This window comes from Kitasatospora sp. NPDC015120, assembly GCF_043080305.1.
Lineage (GTDB): Bacteria > Actinomycetota > Actinomycetes > Streptomycetales > Streptomycetaceae > Kitasatospora.
On sequence record NZ_JBIBVJ010000004.1, the window covers coordinates 145,507 to 162,564 of the forward strand.

General features: G+C 76.2%; 10 protein-coding genes and 1 pseudogene. 6 read left to right on the forward strand and 5 right to left on the reverse strand.

From position 1 onward, the window contains the following. Positions 1-75: 75 nt before the first annotated feature. The 3 genes from ACF1AK_RS12340 to ACF1AK_RS12350 all read left to right on the forward strand — a co-directional run bounded on the left by ACF1AK_RS12340 (position 76) and on the right by ACF1AK_RS12350 (position 6,736). Positions 76-4,056 carry a DUF5682 family protein gene (locus ACF1AK_RS12340; protein WP_391498733.1) on the forward strand — a complete coding sequence of 1,327 codons (3,981 nt, stop codon included), beginning with the start codon at positions 76-78 and terminating at the stop codon, positions 4,054-4,056. Next, a complete protein-coding gene (locus ACF1AK_RS12345; protein ID WP_391498734.1) occupies positions 4,053-6,161 on the forward strand; it encodes a hypothetical protein in 2,109 nt (702 codons plus the stop codon). Before ACF1AK_RS12340 ends, ACF1AK_RS12345 begins: the two co-directional genes overlap by 4 nt. A 107-nt stretch (positions 6,162-6,268) precedes the next feature. Next, a complete protein-coding gene (locus ACF1AK_RS12350) occupies positions 6,269-6,736 on the forward strand; it encodes a MarR family winged helix-turn-helix transcriptional regulator (RefSeq protein ID WP_391498735.1) in 468 nt (155 codons plus the stop codon). A gap of 45 nt (positions 6,737-6,781) precedes the next feature. On the opposite strand, the gene ACF1AK_RS12355 is transcribed toward ACF1AK_RS12350, so the two are convergent. The 5 genes from ACF1AK_RS12355 to ACF1AK_RS12375 all read right to left on the reverse strand — a co-directional run bounded on the left by ACF1AK_RS12355 (position 6,782) and on the right by ACF1AK_RS12375 (position 11,988). Then, the gene (locus ACF1AK_RS12355) at positions 6,782-7,354 is read right to left on the reverse strand and encodes an ATP/GTP-binding protein (RefSeq protein ID WP_391498736.1); all 573 of its coding nucleotides are present in this window, start codon (positions 7,352-7,354) and stop codon (positions 6,782-6,784) included. A 65-nt stretch (positions 7,355-7,419) separates the two neighbouring features. Next, positions 7,420-7,800, reverse strand: coding sequence for a DUF742 domain-containing protein (locus ACF1AK_RS12360; RefSeq protein WP_380289575.1), 381 nt, complete (start codon positions 7,798-7,800; stop codon positions 7,420-7,422). Beyond that, the gene (locus ACF1AK_RS12365) at positions 7,797-8,231 is read right to left on the reverse strand and encodes a roadblock/LC7 domain-containing protein (protein WP_391498737.1); all 435 of its coding nucleotides are present in this window, start codon (positions 8,229-8,231) and stop codon (positions 7,797-7,799) included. Before ACF1AK_RS12365 ends, ACF1AK_RS12360 begins: the two co-directional genes overlap by 4 nt. Beyond that, positions 8,228-10,348, reverse strand: coding sequence for a sensor histidine kinase (locus tag ACF1AK_RS12370; protein ID WP_391498738.1), 2,121 nt, complete (start codon positions 10,346-10,348; stop codon positions 8,228-8,230). The genes ACF1AK_RS12365 and ACF1AK_RS12370 overlap by 4 nt, the downstream gene beginning before the upstream one ends. Before the next feature lie 368 nt (positions 10,349-10,716). After that, the gene (locus ACF1AK_RS12375; protein WP_391499051.1) at positions 10,717-11,988 is read right to left on the reverse strand and encodes an acyl-CoA dehydrogenase family protein; all 1,272 of its coding nucleotides are present in this window, start codon (positions 11,986-11,988) and stop codon (positions 10,717-10,719) included. Positions 11,989-12,479: 491 nt separating this feature from the next. Between ACF1AK_RS12375 and ACF1AK_RS12380 the strand changes: the two genes are divergently transcribed. The 3 genes and pseudogenes from ACF1AK_RS12380 to ACF1AK_RS12390 all read left to right on the forward strand — a co-directional run. Then, positions 12,480-13,538 (forward strand): GAF domain-containing protein, encoded by a 1,059-nt coding sequence (locus tag ACF1AK_RS12380; RefSeq protein WP_391498739.1) that lies wholly within the window; start codon positions 12,480-12,482, stop codon positions 13,536-13,538. Between the two features lie 353 nt (positions 13,539-13,891). Next, complete coding sequence (locus ACF1AK_RS12385) at positions 13,892-15,346, forward strand: lipase maturation factor family protein (RefSeq protein ID WP_391499052.1); 1,455 nt, start codon at positions 13,892-13,894, stop codon at positions 15,344-15,346. A 278-nt stretch (positions 15,347-15,624) separates the two neighbouring features. After that, positions 15,625-17,058 (forward strand): annotated as a pseudogene (locus tag ACF1AK_RS12390) (hypothetical protein); the annotation flags it as partial.

Sequence of the window (17,058 nt, forward strand, 5' to 3'; positions counted from 1 at the left end):
CGCCGGGCCGGACCCCCCCGACCCCGAATTCCCGAACTCCCGAACTCTCCCGAACTTCCACCGAGAGGTGAACACATGAGCAGCGCGGTGCCGCCCGGCGGGGCGGGCCCCGGCCTCGACGACCCGCGCGGGACGGTCGAGGCCCAGGCCGCCCGACTGGCCGCGTCCGGCCTCGACACGCCCGGCCCCTACCTGATCGGGGTGCGCCACCACGCGCCCTCGCTCAGCGCCGTCGTGCCCGCCCTGCTCGACGCCGCCGCACCCGAGGTGCTGCTGGTCGAGCTCCCCGCCGAGTTCCAGCCCTGGCTCGGCCTGCTCGCCGACGAGGACACCAAGGCCCCGGTCGCCCTCGCCGCCGCCCCCGCCGCCGACCGCTCCGACGAGGACGCCGACGGCATCGGCGCCGGGGCCGGCCACGGCACCGGCCTCGCCTTCTACCCCTTCGCCGACTTCTCGCCCGAACTGGCCGCCCTGCGCTGGGCGCGCCGCCACGGCGTCGAGACCGTCGCCTGCGACCTCCCCCTCGCCGTCCGCGACCGGTACCGCGAGCGCGAGCACCACCACCCCGACGGCGACGCCCGCCCCGGCGTCGCCGACGCGCTGCGCCACCGCCTCACCGGGCGCGACGACGACGAGGACCTCTGGGACCGCCTCGTCGAGACCGCCGCCCCCGGCTCCACCCCGGAGGCCGTCCGGCGCGCCGCCCTGTTGGTCGGCTGGGCGCTGCGCCGGGACGCCGAGGACGGCCGCGGCGTCGACCCCTACGACCTGCGGCGCGAGGCCTGGATGCGCGAGCGCCTCCGGGAGGCGGGCGCCGGCGGCCGCCGGGTCGCCGCCGTCATCGGCGCCTTCCACGCCCCCGCGCTCACCGGGGACGGGCCCGCCGCTCCGGCCGGGCACCCGGCGCAGCCCGCCCCCGACGCCCGGCACGTGGTCTCCCTGATCCCGTACACCTACCCGCTGCTCGACGCCCGTTCCGGCTACCCGGCCGGCATCCGCGACCCCGAGTGGCAGCACACCGTGCTCGACGCCGCGGGCGATCCCGACCGGCTCGCCGAGGCGCTCGTCCGCACCGCCGTGCGGATCTGCGAGGCGCTGCGCTCCCAGGACCACCCCTCCGGCCCGGCCGACGCGCGCGAGATCGTCCGGCACGCCGGCGACCTCGCGCGGCTGCGCGCCCTCGCCGCCCCCGGGCGCGGCGAACTCGTCGAGGCGGTGCAGACCGTCCTCGCCCAGGGCGAACCCCTCGGCCGGGGCCGGGCGGTGGCCCGCGCGCTGGAGAAGGTCCTGATCGGCACCCGCACCGGCGAGCCCACCCCGGCCGCCCCGCGCAGCGGCCTCGCCCCCGCCGTCGAGCGGCTGCTCGCCGAGCTCGGCCTCCCCGGTCCCGGCGACACCGCCGAGTCCGCCCCCCGTGAACTCCGCCTCGACCCGCTGCGCTCCCCCCTCGACCGGCGCCGCGAACTCCTCCTCCACCGCCTCGGCGCGTGCGGCGTCCCCTACGCCGAGCCCGTGGAGACCACCGGCGCGGGCGGCACCGAGACCCTCACCACCCGATGGCGCGTCCGCTGGACCCCGGCCGTCGCCGCCATGCTCACCGTCGCCGGCACCCGCGGCGTCACCCCGGCGCAGGCCGCCGAGGGCGTCCTGCGTGAACGGCTCCGCCGCGAGCAACAGGCGGACGGCCCCACCGCCCGCGACGTCCTCCGGGGCCTCGCCGACGCCGCCGCCTGCGGCCTCCCCGCCCTCACCGCCACCCGCCTCACCCAACTCACCGCCGTCCTCCCCGCGAGCGGCACCCTCCCCGACCTCCTCGACGCCCTCGCCCTCCTCGACCGCCTCACCACCACCCACCACTCCACCCACCACTCCATCCACCCCGACACCCATCCCGACACCCCCAGCACACCCCCCGCCCCGACCACCGACGCCGGGGCCGCCCCCTCGCCCGGTACACCGCCGGTCCGGCCGGGCCCGCCCGCCGGTCCGGAGGACGGCTCCGCCTCGTCCCCCGGTGGGGCGTCGCCGGTGGGCGGCTCGGCTGCCGTGGTGCCGCCGGGTGAGGGCGCCGTGTCCGCTGGTGGAGGGGTCCCTTCCGGTCCGGCTGGCGGGGCTGCGGGTGTGTCCGGCGGGGTTCCCTCCCTGCCGGCCACCGGTGACCCGGTGGCCTGCGAGGCGGAGGTGGCCGGCGAGGGCTTCCCGGACGGGCCCGGTGCGGCCGAGGACCCGGCGCTCGCCGTGCTGGCGGCGGCGGCCGAGGTGGTGACCGTGGCGGCGGTTCGTCAGCTGGAGGGGCTGGGCGGGTCCGACGAGGCGGACGACGCCCGGGCGCTGGTGGAGCTGGCGCGGCGGGCGGACCTCTCCGGGGGCGTGCGGCTGCGGCACACGCTCGCCGAACTCGCCGACGAAGGAAGCCCCCTGGTGCGCGGTGCGGCCGGGGCGGTGCGGGTACTGCTGCGGCAGGAGGATCCGGGGGTGTTCGGCGACCGGGCCGCCTCCTGGGTCGACAGCGCCACCGGGCCCGAGGCCCGGCACGCCCTCGGACGGTCCCTGGTCGGGCTGCTCACGGCCGCGGAGGGACTGTTCTCGACCGCCCCCGAGGTGCTCGAACCGGTGCTGGAGCGGGTGGTCGGCCTCCCCGACACCGCCTTCCTGGACCGCCTGCCGGCACTGCGCGGCGGGTTCGACACGCTCAGCCCGGCCGCCCGCGACCGGTTGCTGCACCTGGTCGAGGAACGCCTCGGCACCCGCTTGGACACCCTCCCCGCGGAGGTGCCGCCCGGACTGTTCGCCGACTGGTCCCGCGCCGACCTGGCCGCCCGCGCCGCGCTCGCCCGCCGCGGACTGCTGCCCGCGGCGCTCCCGGCGCCCACCGCGGAGACGCCCGCTCCGGCGCTCACCCGGCCCACCCCCCACGCGCACGACCACGCCCTCGGCCCGGCCGAGCGCTGGCGGCTGCTGCTCGGCCGGCCGGGCAGCGGCGGCCTCGGCGGCCGGGCCTCGCGCCTGGCGATCGCGCTCGACGAGCTGTACGGCACGGGCCACGGCGAGGGCTCCGGCCCGGGCCTGGACGGCCGCGGCGGGGCGGGCGGCAACCGGGGCGGGCGCGAGGCGCCGTACCCGGGCGTGCGCGAGTGGTCCGAGGAGCTGGAGGCGCTGTTCGGGCCGGGCCTCCGGGAGGAGGTGCTCGCGGCCGCCGTCGCCCAGGGCCGCGGCGACGTGCTGGAGGCGATCGACCCGGACGCCGTCCGCCCGTCGGTCGACCTGCTGCGGGCCGTCCTGGAGCACGCGGGCGGCCTGCCCGAGGCCCGCTTGGCGGGGCTGCGTCCGCTGGTCCGGCGCCTGGTCGACGAGCTGAGCCGGGAGCTGGCGACCAGGCTGCGCCCCGCCCTCACCGGGATCAGCGTGCCGCGCCCGAGCCGTCGCCCCGGCGGCGGCCTGGACCTGCACCGGACCATTCGCGCCAATCTCGCCACCGCCCGCCCGGTCGACGGCGACCCGGGCGCGATGACGATCGTGCCGGAGCGCCCGGTCTTCCGGACCAGGGCCCGGCAGGCGTCCGACTGGCGGCTGATCCTGGTCGTGGACGTCTCCGGCTCGATGGAGGCGTCGACCATCTGGGCGGCGCTGACCGCCTCCATCCTGGCCGGGGTGCCCTCGCTGAGCACCCACTTCGTCGCCTTCTCCACCGAGGTGGTCGACCTGACCGACCGGGTGACGGACCCGCTGAGCCTGCTCCTGGAGGTGCAGGTCGGCGGCGGTACGGACATCGCGGGCGGACTGCGGTACGCGCGGGGCCTGGTGACCGTGCCGTCCCGCACGCTGATCGCGGTGGTCAGCGACTTCGAGGAGGGCGGCCCGGTCGGCAGGCTGCTCGCGCAGACCCGGGCGCTGGTCGGCTCCGGCTGCCACCTGCTGGGCTGCGCCGCACTGGACGACACCGGGAACGCCCGGTACTCGAAGGCGGTCGCGGGCCAGCTGGTCGCGGCCGGGATGCCGGTGGCGGCGCTCAGCCCGCAGGAACTGGCCCGCTGGGTGGGGGAGAAGGTCCGATGACGGAGGTGGCAGGGGCAGTGACGGTGACGGGCACGGGCGCGCAGTGGCCGGCGGTGCGGCCGGAGGTGGTCGCCGAGGTGGTGGCCGGGCTGTCGGCGCGGTTGCAGAAGCGCCTGGACGGCGCCGCCGCGAAGCTGGCGGAGCGGCCGGTGGAACGGGACGGCGAGGACTGGCGGATCGCCGTCGACGAGGAGACGGTGCTCGTGCTGCACGCACCGGGCGGGGTGCTCGCCGACCAGGCGGACGTGCGCTGCGGCTGTCTGCTGGCGCCCGCCTGTGTGCACCGGGCCGCGGCGGTCACGGTCTGCCCGCTCGCGGACGAGGAGCCGCCCGCCGAGGCCCCGTCGCCCGACCGGACGGACCTGGCGAACGCGACGGACCGGACGGCCCCGAGCGGCCGGGCCGACCTTACGGACCAGGCGGCCCCGGCTGCCGCGCCCGGCCCCGACCGGCCCGCCGAGGGCCCGACCGCGGCCGCCCCCACCCCCGCCGAACGCGCCGCCGCCGAGCATCTGCACCGGGTGGGCGCCGCCGTGCTGGCGGCGGGCGTCGGCGGTGCGGGCGCGGTGCTCCAGGCGGAGCTGCTGCGCGCGGCCCACCGGGCCCGGCTGGCCGGCCTGTACCGGCCGGCGGCCGCCGCGGTGGCCGTGGTCACCCGGATCCGCGGCGCCCGCTCGGGCGAGCCGGACCACCGGCTCGCCGACCTGGTGGCCGGTCTGCGCGAACTCCTCGGCCTCAGCACGGCACTGGCCCTCGCCGCCACCCCGGACGCCACCTCGGGTGCCACCCCGGACGCCGGGCCGGCCGTCGCGGAGCTGCGCGGCACGGCCCGCCAGACCTATGCGCCGGCCGGCGGCCTGCGGCTCTACGGACTGTTCTCCGAGCCGGTGCTCACGGCCACCCACGCCGGAGTGCTCACCTGGGCGGTGGACGCGGGCGGCGGGCTGCACACGATGGCGGAGATCATGCCGCACAGCGACGCCGCGGCGGCGGCGTCGCAGGCGGTGGGCGCCGGGAACCGGGCGGTGCGGCTGGGGGACGCGGTGCTCGGCCACCGCGAGTTCACCCGGGCCGGGCTGGCCGTGCAGGGGGCGACCAGGTCGGCCGCCGGACGGCTCGGGGCGGGCGCCTCGGTCCGGGCGGTCCGCGCGGCGGGCGCGGCCTGGACGGCGGAGCCGCTCGCGGGACTCTGGGGCGAGCCGCCGGCCGCCCAGGTGGCGCGGGCCCTCGCGGCGGGGGCACTGCCGCCGGAGTCCCGGCCGGCCGGGAGCGAGCTGCTGTTCCTGGACGTCACGCTGCTCGGCGCGGTGCCGTACGGGCCGGGCGGGGAAGCACGGCTGCTGGCGGAGTGCGAGGGGGTGGTGCTGGCGCTGCGCGCCGCGCACGACCACCCGGGGCTGGCCTACCGGGGCAACCTGGCGCTGCTCGCCACCGCCCCCGGCCTGCGGCTGCGGGTGATCGGCCGACCGGAGCGCTCGGCCCGCCCGGAGCTGCGGCTGCTGGCCGTCGGCCTGCCGCCCGCAGACCGGCCCGCCACGGCCGGCGCCACGGCACCGCCCGCGTCCGCGACCCGGGCGGAGCCCTCCCTCGCGCTGCCCGCCGACCGCGCGGGCCGGGTCAACCTGGGCCTGGAGCGGCTCCAGACGGCGGACCTCGTCCTTCCGACCGCCACCGGCCCCACCGCCGCCGGCCCGACCGCCACCGGCCCGACCGGGTCCGTCCCACCGGCGCCGTCCCGTGTGCCGGGGGCCGGCGAGGCCCCGACCGCCCCCGTGCACCTGCTCGCCCGCCGGGTGGAGCAGGCGGTGACCGGTGGCCGGGCCGCGCTGGCCCTCGGCTCCCGGGCGGCCGGGGGCGACCGGGCCCGGCTGCGGTCGGCGGGGCTGGCCACCGGTGCGGCGCTGCTGGAGGGGCTGCTCGCGGCGGCGGCGGACCAGCCGCGCGACGTCTTCGGCCGGGTGGTCACGGACGATCACGGCGCCTTCGCGACCGCCTGGCTCGCGGCGGCCTGGTACGAGGAGGAGCTGGCCTCGGCGCTCTGCGTGACCGGTTGGCGCGGTCCGTCGGACGCCGCCGCCCCCGAGCCGGCCCCGGACCGGGCGTGAGAGGGGGAAAACTAATTGCACAAGCAGGTAAGCCGCGTCGAGTGGCATAATCGGGAAATGAAGGACGTTCCACCGCGTGAGCGGAACCGAGCAGAGAGAGGCGAGCCATGGGGATCCAGGACGACGCCGCCGAGATCCGCGCCGGCGGCTGGCGGACGCTCGCCGCGCTTCACGGACTGATCGACTCGGCGCTGGAGAAGACGCTGCAGGCTGAGCACCGGCTCTCGGTGGTCGAGTACACCGTGCTGGAGGCGCTGTCGCGGCAGGACGGCTGGCACATGCGGATGCAGCAGCTGGCCCGTGCGGCCGCGCTGAGCAGCAGTGCGACCACCCGGCTGGTGAGCCGGCTGGAGGAGCGGGGGCTGCTCAGCCGCTACCTCTGCGCGGACGACCGGCGCGGCATCTACACCGAGCTGACCCCGCAGGGGCGTGAACTGCTGGCGGCGGCCCGTCCGACGCACGACGCGACCCTGGAGGCGACGCTCACCGAGGCCGCCGACCTCCCCGAGCTGGCACCGCTGGTCCGGGCCCTGTACGAGCTGGAGCTGACCCCGACGGCCCCGGCCAGGTCCTGACGGGCGGGCCGCGCCGGCTCCCCGGGCTGCCCGGCTCACCCGGTTTCACCGGTGCGCGGCGAGCGCGTCCCGGTGGACCCGGTCGAGCAGGGCGAGCAGCAGTTCCTTGCTGGACGCCCGCTCCCGGACGTCACAGAGCACCACGGGGACGTCCGGGTCCAGGTCCAGCGCGCGGCGGACGTCCTCGGGGGCACAGTCACGGCGCCCGTAGAAGCAGTTGACGCCGACGGCGAAGGGGATGCCGCGCTGCTCGAAGAAGTCCACGGCGGCGAAGCTGGACTCCAGCCGCCGGGTGTCGGCCAGCACGATGGCACCGAGCGCGCCGAGCGCCAGGTCGTCCCACATGAACCAGAAGCGGAACTGTCCCGGGGTGCCGAACAGGTAGAGCACCAGGTCCTCGCGAACGGTGATCCGCCCGAAGTCCATCGCCACGGTGGTCGTCGACTTGTCCTGGACGCCGTCGAGGCTGTCGACCCCGATGCTGGCGCGGGTCATCCGCTCCTCGGTCTGCAACGGCTCGATCTCGCTGACCGAGCCGACCATCGTGGTCTTGCCGACGCCGAAGCCGCCGGCGACGAGGATCTTGACCGCGCCCGGCACCAGGCTCTGGGTCGTCACGTCGGGTCTCCTGAAAGGGGGAACGGGGCGGGGCGCGCGAAGCGGGGGCGGGGGAGCGGGGCGGATCAGAGCCGCCGGACGCCCTCGATCACGGCCTGGATGAGCGCGATGTCCGGCGCCTCGGCGAGCTCGACGGGTGCCCGGGTGAGGATCATCCGGGCCTCGGCGAGGTCGTCGAGCAGCACCTTGACCACGCTCACCGGAAGGTCCAGGACGGCCGCGATCTCGGCCACCGCGAGGGGGCGTTCGCGACAGAGGTCCAGGATCGCGGCCGGCTCGGGCGTCATCCGGCTGGTGTCGGTGCGCGGGTCGGCGGTGACGACCAGGGTGATCAGCGCGAAGCCGTCACGGACCGGGCCGGTGCGCCCGTTGGTGATGGCGTAGGGGCGGACCAGGTGGCCGGCCTCCTTGTCGAAGAACCAGGCCTCGGCGGCGTCGACGGTCACGCACCGCCACCCGCATCCGGTTGGCCGGCGTCGCTGCGCGGCGCTGCGGTGAGGTACTGGCCGACCTGCTTGACCAGCATGTTGATCTCGTACGCCATCAGCCCGGCGTCGACGGCCTCGCTGGTGAGCACGGCGAGCCGGGCGCCCTGGCCGGCGGCCGTGACGAACAGGAACAGCTGGTCCATCTCGATCACGGTCTGCCGTACCCGCCCGCCGCCGAACCGCTGGCCGGCGCCGCGGGCGAGGCTCTGCAGGCCGGAGGCGACGGCCGACAGGTGCTCGGCGTCGGCCCGGTCGAGGCCCTGGGAGAGCCCGACCAGCAGGCCGTCCTCGGAGAGCACGATGGCGTGCCGGGTCTCCGGGACGCGTGCCACCAGCTGGTCCAGCAGCCAGTTGAGGTCGCGCTCGGTGTCGGTGTGCTGCGTCGTCATCGCTGTTCCTTCGCTGTGGGGGGCCCGTCCGGGTCGGGTGTGGTGGCACGGGCGGTGCGGGTGCCGTGCTGGATGGCGGCCATGGTGGCCCGCGAGCGCTGCGGGGAGGGGTCCTCGCCGGGCTGCGCGGGGGAGCCGGGCGGTCCGTACGGCGCGGTGGGGAACGCCTGGGACTCGCGCAGCTGCTCGGCGAGGCTGGCATTGCGGACCCGCCGGGGCAGGACGCGCGGGGTGCGCAGCTCGCCCTCGGGCCCGTACTCCGCCCGGGCCTCCTCGGCACGCTGGTGCGTGGGCGCGGGCGTGGGCGCGGGCGCCGCGACCTGCGCGGCCGACGGCTCGCCGGTCCCGCCCCAGGCCCCGGACCCGCCGACGACCTCGCCCCCGGCCCCGTAGGCGTCCGGGCCGGGCTCGCCCGCCGGGTCCTGGTACGGCCGGGGCCGTCCGGGCCGGGCCACGACCACCGCGCCCGGCAGGCCGGGGATCGGGGAGCCCACCGGCAGACCGCCGTTGACTCCCGGGTCGCCCTCGTCCTGCGGGCCGGCGTCCCCGGGGTAGTGCGCGACCAGCTCGCCGATCACGACATCGCCGTCGACCGCCCCGCCGAGCCCTCCGGCCCCGCCACCGCCGGCCCCGTCGAGCCCTCCGGCCGCACCGGCCTCCGGGCCGACGGCCGGCCCGGAAGCAGCCGCCTGCCCCGGTGCCGCCGCCGGGGCCGCCACGGGCCCGTGGCCGAGCAGCCCGTCACGCACCCCGGAGAGCGCGCCCGACAGGTCCCGGCCGCCCGTGCGGCCGCCCGGCGCGATGCCCGCATCGGCCCCGCCGGCCCCGCCCGCGCCCGTCCCGGCGCCCGGACCCGTCCCGGCGCCCGGACCCGTCCCGATCCCCGTTCCCGCCACCGTGTCCGCCCCGGCCCCCGGCCGCAGGTCCGGCAGCGGCGACCGGGTGACCCGGGCGCCCGGCGGCAGTCCGCTGAAGGCGCACGGCGGCTCGGCCTGCTGCAGCAGCACCGCCGGCACCAGCACCACGGCCCGCGTCCCGCCGTACGGCGAGGGCCGCAGCGTGACCTGGACGTCGTGCCGGGCGGCCAGCCGGGCGACCACGAAGAGCCCGAGCCGCAGGTCGTCGCCGAGCGCGGAGACGTCCAGCTCGGGCGGGTTGGCCAGGTAGTCGTTGAGCCGCTGGTACTCCTCCTCGACCATGCCGAGGCCGCGGTCCTCGACCTCCACCACCAGGCCCTTGGGGACCTCCTGCGCGGAGACCTGCACCTGGGTGTAGGGCGGGGAGAAGGTGGTGCCGTTCTCGATCAGCTCGGCGACGAGGTGGATCACGTCGGCGACCGCCTGGCCGCTGAGCGAGGTGCGGGGCACGCCCTGGACGACGACCCGCGAGTAGTTCTCGGTCTCGGAGACGGCGCTGCGCAGCACGTTGACCATGGGCACGGCGTTGCGCCAGCGCCGGGCGGGCAGCGCGCCGCCGAGGATGACCAGGTTCTCTGCGTTGCGCCGCATCCGGGTGGCGAGGTGGTCGACGGCGAACAGCTCGCGCAGCAGGTCGGGTTCCTCGTGCTCGCGCTCCAGCGCGTCCAGCATGCTGATCTGGCGGTGGATCAGGATCTGGGTGCGGCGCGCGATGTTGAGGAAGACCTTCTTCGTCCCCTCGCGGCCCTGGGCCTGGTGGACGATGGCGGCGACGGCGGCCTGCCGGATGCCCGCGAGGCTGTCCGCGGCCTGCTGGAGTTCGTCGCCGGCCCGCCGGGGCGGGGTCCGGGCGGGGGGCGGGACGGGGACCGACTCGCCCGCGCGCAGCCGGCCGACGACCCCCGGGATCTCGTGCTGGGCGAGCGCCACGGCGTCGACGTGCAGGGCGGCGATCCGGGCCGGCAGGGTGCGGGCGGTGCGCAGACCGTGCACCAGGCTCCAGAGCAGGACCGCGCCGACCGCCGCGCTGCCGGCGTACAGAGCGGTGCGCTCCCCGGCGTCGCGCAGCAGGTAGGCGGCGTAGCCCCAGGCGGCGGCGAGGCCGAGGCCGGGGACCAGGGCGAGGGCGAGGAGCGAGCTGCGTAGGGAGCCGGACCGGCCGGCGCGGTGGCCCGTCCGGGGGGCCGATATGCCTGGCATCTGATTCCTTGTAGCAGGGCGAACGGCGGGGTGTCCGTGTGCGGTCCGGCCGGGGCTGCTGGGGTGCCACGGCCGGCGGTGCCCGGAGGGTTGCCGGAGGTGGTGACCCGTGGGGTCACCGTCCGGACGGATGCAGCACGGCCGCCGACTTCAGGCACGCTACCAGCCCCGGGTGCCCTTCGGGCAACATCAACTGACCATATGTGAACGCCTGATGACAGCGTGTCGGGAAGCCCGGAGGGCGCCCTTCCGGGCATTCGCACTGGTCAGCGAAGTGCGGTGGGTGCCGGGGGAGCGCCTGACGGCTTTCCGGCGGCCGGATCCGGCCGCCGGAAAGCCGTCAGGGACAGGTCAAGGAAGGCCCGGGCTCAGCCCGCCAGCGGCATCCGCAGCACCGCCGCCGAGCCGGCCTGGAGCTCTGCCTCCGCGCGGGCCTCGCGTTCGGCCGCCTCGCTCCACGCCCAGCCCGCCAGGTCGGCGAACTCGGCCGACCACTGCTTGCCGTAGGTGCCCGAGGCCACCTGGCCGAGCCGCAGCCGCTGGACGTCCGAGGTGCCGGCCGGCGGGTAGGTGTGGGTGGCGTCGCGCAGGTAGCGCTCGATGTGGAACTCCGCCTGCAGTCCGCGGGCCGCGTGGATCTCCATGGCGTTGCGCGCCGAGTCCATCGCGTACTCGGTGTTGATCAGCTTGGCGTTCATCAGTTCGGCGTCGCAGGCCTTGCCGTGGTCCAGCAGGTGCGAGGCGTGGTACGCGGCGAGCTTGGCGGTCATCAGCCGGGACTGCATCTCGCCCAGCTTGAGTGCGATGTTGGGCAGTTGGGAGAGCGGCTTGCCGTAGAGCATCCGGGCCTCGGCGAACCGCACGGTGTCCTCGACGATCGCCACGTGGAGGCCGAGGGCGACCGCCGCCAGGTTCAGCCGCCCGTACAGCGTGGACGAGGAGTAGGCGACGTCCAGGCCCTGGCCCTCCCGGCCGAGCAGGTTGGCGGCCGGGATCCGGCAGTCCTCGAAGACCAGTTCGCCGAAGCTGAAGCCGTGCAGACCGCTCTGCGAGCCGAGGGCGCCGGTGCGGAAGCCCGGGCGGTCGCTCTCCACCAGGAAGGCGGACAGGCCCCGGCTGCCCTGGCCGGTGCGCAGCACCACGCCGTGCACGTCGCCGATGTGGGAGTTCCCCACGAACCACTTGCGGCCGTTGAGCACGTACTCGTCGCCCTCGCGCCGGGCGGTGCCGCTCATGCCGAGCACATGACCGCCGGACTCCGGTTCGGTGACGGCGATCGTGGGCAGCGCCGCTCCGGAGGCGAACCTGGGCAGCCAGTAGCGGCGTTGGGCGTCGTTGCCGAAGTGGATGACCTTGGCGACGCCGAGCTGCGAGGCCTGCGCCACCGCCCCCATGGCGCCGCTGACGCGGGACAGCTCCTCGACGATGACGGTCTTGGCGAGATGTCCCAGCCCCAGCCCGCCGAACTCGCGCGGGATGGTCACTCCGATCCAACCCCGGCGGGCGATCTCCCGCGCGAGTACGAACTCGACCTGGCGCTCGGCCTCCATTCTGGCCACCTGCGGGCGCACTTCCTTCTCCGCGAACTCGCGCACCTCCGCACGGAGGTGCTCGTGTCGTTCGTCGGTGAAGTAGTCCATCGCCATGCCCCGGTCCTCTCGGGTTCGGTTCGTTCGGTGGAAGTGCCTCCGTCCGTGCAGCCGATCCGCGTCGGCCGCCGAGGGCGTGGGGGAGGTGACGGTGGCGGCCGGGTGCCCCGTTGCATCCGGGTGCGCGGAGTGCCGGCGGTGGCCCACGCTGCCCATGGGGACCGCCGATTTTCGGCAGGGCTCATTGTCATATGTGGGTCGAAAGTGCTCTACGGAGGATCTTGGATTGGCGCGATCAGGTCGTTCGGGGACTGCCGAGGATTGAAACGCCGGAAGAAGGGGATACGACGTTCCCCCGATTCCCGGATCCGCCGGATCCGATGGTTCCGCTTCCGGTTCCCCTCCCGTTCCCGCCTGGAGGGCCGCCCGCCGTCTCCTCGCCCGCCAGGTGGCTTTGACGGAACATCAACAGACGTGGTGGCGCGGACGGAGAACGCCGAAGGTGCCGGATGTCTGATTACATGTGCGCCATGACTGATGTGATGAGCACTCAAGGCCAGTTCCCGGGTGCCGCCGGGGAGTCGGAGCGGGCCCGCAGGCTTCGCAGCCTGGGCCTCGACGAGCCCACCGCGGACGAGGCCTTCGACCGCTTCGCCCACCTGGCCGCCAGCATCACCCGCGCCCCCATCGCGATGGTCAACTTCATCAACGACGAGCGCCAGATGTTCCGGGGGCTCTACATTCCGCCAACCTCCCCCGACATTCCGGCCGACGAGGGCTCCTCCTGGGCCGACCGGGGGATCGCTTTCGACCTGCCGACCCGTCAGATGCCGCTGAGTCACGGCTTCTGCCCCCACGTCGTCGCCCAGCGCTCCCCCCTCGCGCTGGACGACATCCTCGCCTACCCCCGGTTCTCCGGGAATCCGGTCGTCGACGAGCTGGGCGTGCGCGCGTACCTCGGCGCCCCGCTCGTCGACGACACCAACACCGTCATCGGCACCGTCTGCGTCCTCGACCGCGAACCCCGCCAGTGGGGCCGCGAGCGCCTGCGCGACATCCAACACCTCGCCGAGGCCCTGCTCTCCGAGATCCGGCTGCGCGACAACCTCCTCGCCCAGCAGCAGGAGATGTTCGCGGCCTTCGACGGCTCGCCCTTCCCGATCATGCTCACCGACGGCCCCGGCCAGGAGATCCGCTACGCCAACGCCCAGCACGCCGAGGTCTTCGGCGCCCCGGCGGCGTACGGCACCATCGGCCAGGCCTACCCCCAGCTCGGCGCCGCCGGCCTCCAGCAGGCGGTCTCCGAGGCCTACCGCACCGGCCGCGCCACCGTCCTCAACGACGTGCGCGTCCAGTCCCTGCGCCCCGACGCCCAGCGCGGCCAGCAGATCTTCAGCTTCACCAGCAGCCCGCTGCGCGCCGTCCGCACCGGCCAGGTCAGCGGTGTGCTGACGGTCGGCATGGACGTCACCGCGCAGTCCCGCACCGAGGAGGAGCTCGGCACCCTGGCCGCGCTCCTGGTCGACCGCCTCCAGCAGAGCGGCGGCGCCCCCGCCGTCCGCCCGGGCGGCGGCGACACCGGGCTCGTCCTGCCGGCCTGAGCACGGGCCGCCCGGACCACCCGGTCCGGTCTCCCACCCGTTCTCGTGGTACCGCACCACCCGCTCGACCCGCACCATCCAGCCTTGCCCGCACCACCCGCACCACCCGCACCACCGCGTCCGCGACGGCTTCCGCCACCGCGGCGGGGCGCCTCTCACCCCCGAGGAGAGGCTCCCCGCCACGGTGCAGTCCCGGCGGGCGCCGTCCGGGTCGGACGCCGCCCGCAACGACGCCCATCGGGTGAACGCCCGCCGGAGCTCCGCCGTCCGGGTGGACGCCGTCCGGGTGAACCGCCGGGCGCCGTCCCGCCGCACCCGACCGCACGGCGCGGCCGGTGGTAGGCATGGGCCGCATGCAGTGGTTCGCCGCCCCCGAGTACTGGCTCAGCAGACTGCTCGTGCAACGGCTGCTGGCCGCCCTCTACCTCACCGGCTTCCTCGCCGCGGCCCTCCAGTTCCGCGCCCTCCTCGGCAGCCGCGGCATGCTCCCCGTCCCCCGCTTCACCGCCCGGGTCCCGTTCCGCCACGCGCCCGGCCTCTTCCACCTCCACTACAGCGACCGCTTCTTCGCCGCCGTCGCCTGGAGCGGCGCCGCGCTCTCCGCCGCCCTCGTCGGCGGCCTCGGCGACGCCGTCCCGCTGTGGACGGCCATGCTCTGCTGGGCGGCGCTGTGGGCCCTCTACCTCTCGATCGTCAACGTCGGACAGACCTGGTACTCCTTCGGCTGGGAGTCGCTGCTGCTGGAGGCGGGCTTCCTGGCCGTCTTCCTCGGCAACGCCGACACCGCCCCGCCCGCCCCCGTGCTCTGGCTGCTGCGCTGGCTGGTCTTCCGGGTCGAGTTCGGCGCCGGACTGATCAAACTGCGCGGCGACAGCTGCTGGCGCGACCTGACCTGTCTGCGCTACCACCACGAGACCCAGCCGATGCCCGGCCCGCTCAGCTGGTTCTTCCACCACCTGCCCGACCCGCTGCACCGCGTCGAGGCGGCCGCCAACCACCTCACCCAACTCCTCGTCCCGGTCGGCCTGCTCCTGCCGCAGCCCGTCGCCACCTACGCCGCCTGCGTGGTCGTCGCCACCCAGCTCTGGCTGGTCGCCTCCGGCAACTTCGCCTGGCTCAACTGGCTCACCATCGCCCTCGCCCTCGCCGCCGTCGACCCCGCCCGCCTCGGCCTGCCCGTCCACCCGCGCGCCTACGCGGCCACCCCCGTCTGGTTCGAGGCGCTGGCGCTCGCCCTCACCGCCGCCGTCCTCGTCCTCAGCTACTGGCCGGTGCGCAACATGGTCTCCCGCCGCCAGGTCATGAACCGATCCTTCAACCGCCTCCACCTGGTCAACACCTACGGCGCGTTCGGCAGCGTCAACCGGACCCGCCAGGAGGTCGTCGTCGAGGGCACGGACGACGCGGTGGTCACCCGGCACAGCGTGTGGAAGGAGTACGGCTTCAAGGGCAAGCCCGGCGACGTGCGCCGCCTGCCGCGCCAGTACGCCCCCTACCACCTGCGGCTCGACTGGCTGATGTGGTTCGCCGGCATCTCGCCCGGCTACGCCCGGCCGTGGTTCCTGCCGTTCGCCGCCCGGCTGCTGGTCAACGACCCGGACACGCTGCGCCTGCTGCGTCACAACCCCTTCCCGGACGGCCCGCCGACCCACGTGCGGGCGACCCTCCACCTCTACCGGTTCACCGATTGGCGCGAACTGCGGCAAACCGGCGCCTGGTGGCACCGCACGGCGCTCTTCGAGTACCTCGCGCCGGTCGACCTCGCGACCCTGGCCCGCGCCGGCTACCGGCCGCCGCCCGCGCGCTAGGCGGACGGCGGCGGCCGGCGTACGCCGACCGGCCCACGGCGGACCACCCGACCGGCCCTCCCGGGTGGCGTCCGGGCGGGCGGTACGGCACGCCACACCGGCCCGAGGGGCGGTGGGTGCGTGCATGGCTCGAACGGGCACCCGTATTCTTGGCCTCCGACCGGCAGCCCGACCGCGCGCCCCCCGGCCCTCGCTCCGAGACCCACCGCGCACCCGGACCGCCACCCCCTCGCCGCCCGTCCACGCCCCCGCCGCAGCCGCCCAGAACCGGACCTCACATGACAGTGCTTCACTCCCGCAACGCCGACGCGGCCGACGCAGCCGGCTCCGCAGACGTCAAGGACACCACGGACACGGACTCGGACACCAAGGCAGCCACGGAGACCGCCGACACCACGGACACCACGGACACGACGATGGACACCACGCACACGACGGACGTCGCCGACACCGCGGCCGCGTCCGACACCGACCTCCGCGAGGACCTCGGCCGCTACGCCGAACTCGGCGCCTTCACGCTCACCGCCGAGGCCCACCCCTGGTACGCGGCCCTCGACACCGTCGCCACCCCCGAGGACGCCCGCGCCGCGTCCACCGTCCTCGCCGAACTGCGCGGCCACGACCTCCAGCAGGTCTGGGAGGACGTCACCACGCTCGCCGCCGACGTCAAGCTCGACGCTCCGGACACCGTCGGCAAGACCGCCGTGCTGGTCGAGATGCTCCAGCTGGTCCGCCGCACCTCGGCCGTCCTCGCGCCCGCCGCGTACGACGCCGACCTCGAATCCCTGATCGCCGCCACCGCCGACCGGAACTGGCGGCGCGAGCGCGGCGTCAAGCTCTCCTGGCTGCGCGGCCGCTCGCTGCGCAAGCAGGCCGCCACCCTCGCCGCCACCACCACCGGCCGCCCCCGCGCGCAGGACCTCCACGAGGCGCTCGCCTCCGCCGAGGTCGAGCGCCGCGCCTGGGCGGCCCTGGCGCCCTCCGGCACGCTGCCCACCGCGCCGTCCGACGCCGATCTGGCCCACCGCACGGCGCAGACCTTCGAGGCCGTCAACACCGGTGTGCGCGAACTCGCCCGCCTGCTGCCCGGGCAGGACCTCGACGCGCTGTCCTTCCCGGAGCTGATCGACCTGGTCGAGCGCCTCGCCGCCGACGAGGGCACCCTCTACCGCCTGCCCACCCTCCGCGGCCTGCGCACCACCCTGGAGGAGGCCGGTCTCGCCGACCTCCTCACCGAGCTCGCCGCCTCCCACGCCGACCGCCGCGCCGCCGAGGCCGCCTACACCGCCCGCCAGGCCCTCGCGGGCGGACAGCGCGACGGCCTGACGCCGGAGACGGCGGAGGAGCCGGAGGCGGTCGCCACCGGGACGCCGGCCGAGGCGGAGGAGGAGCCCGAGGCGAAGGCCGAGCCGGGGACGGCGGACGCGGACGCGGAGGCGACGGCGGAGACCCCGGCCGAGGACCAGCCGCTCACCGTCACCCTCCCCGCCCCCTCGCCGGCCGCCGACGACCTGGTCGGCGTCACCACCGCCCCGCCGGCCCAGCCCTCCGCCCCCGACGCCGAGACCATCGACCCGGCCCGGGCGGAGGCCGGGGAAACCCCCGAGCCGGCCGCCGCTGTCGTCGCCGACGCCACCGCGCCGGAGCCGGTGGCGGAGGCCCCGGTCGAGGAGTCGGCCGAGTCGGTGGTTTCTGCTGTCGAGGTGGAGTCG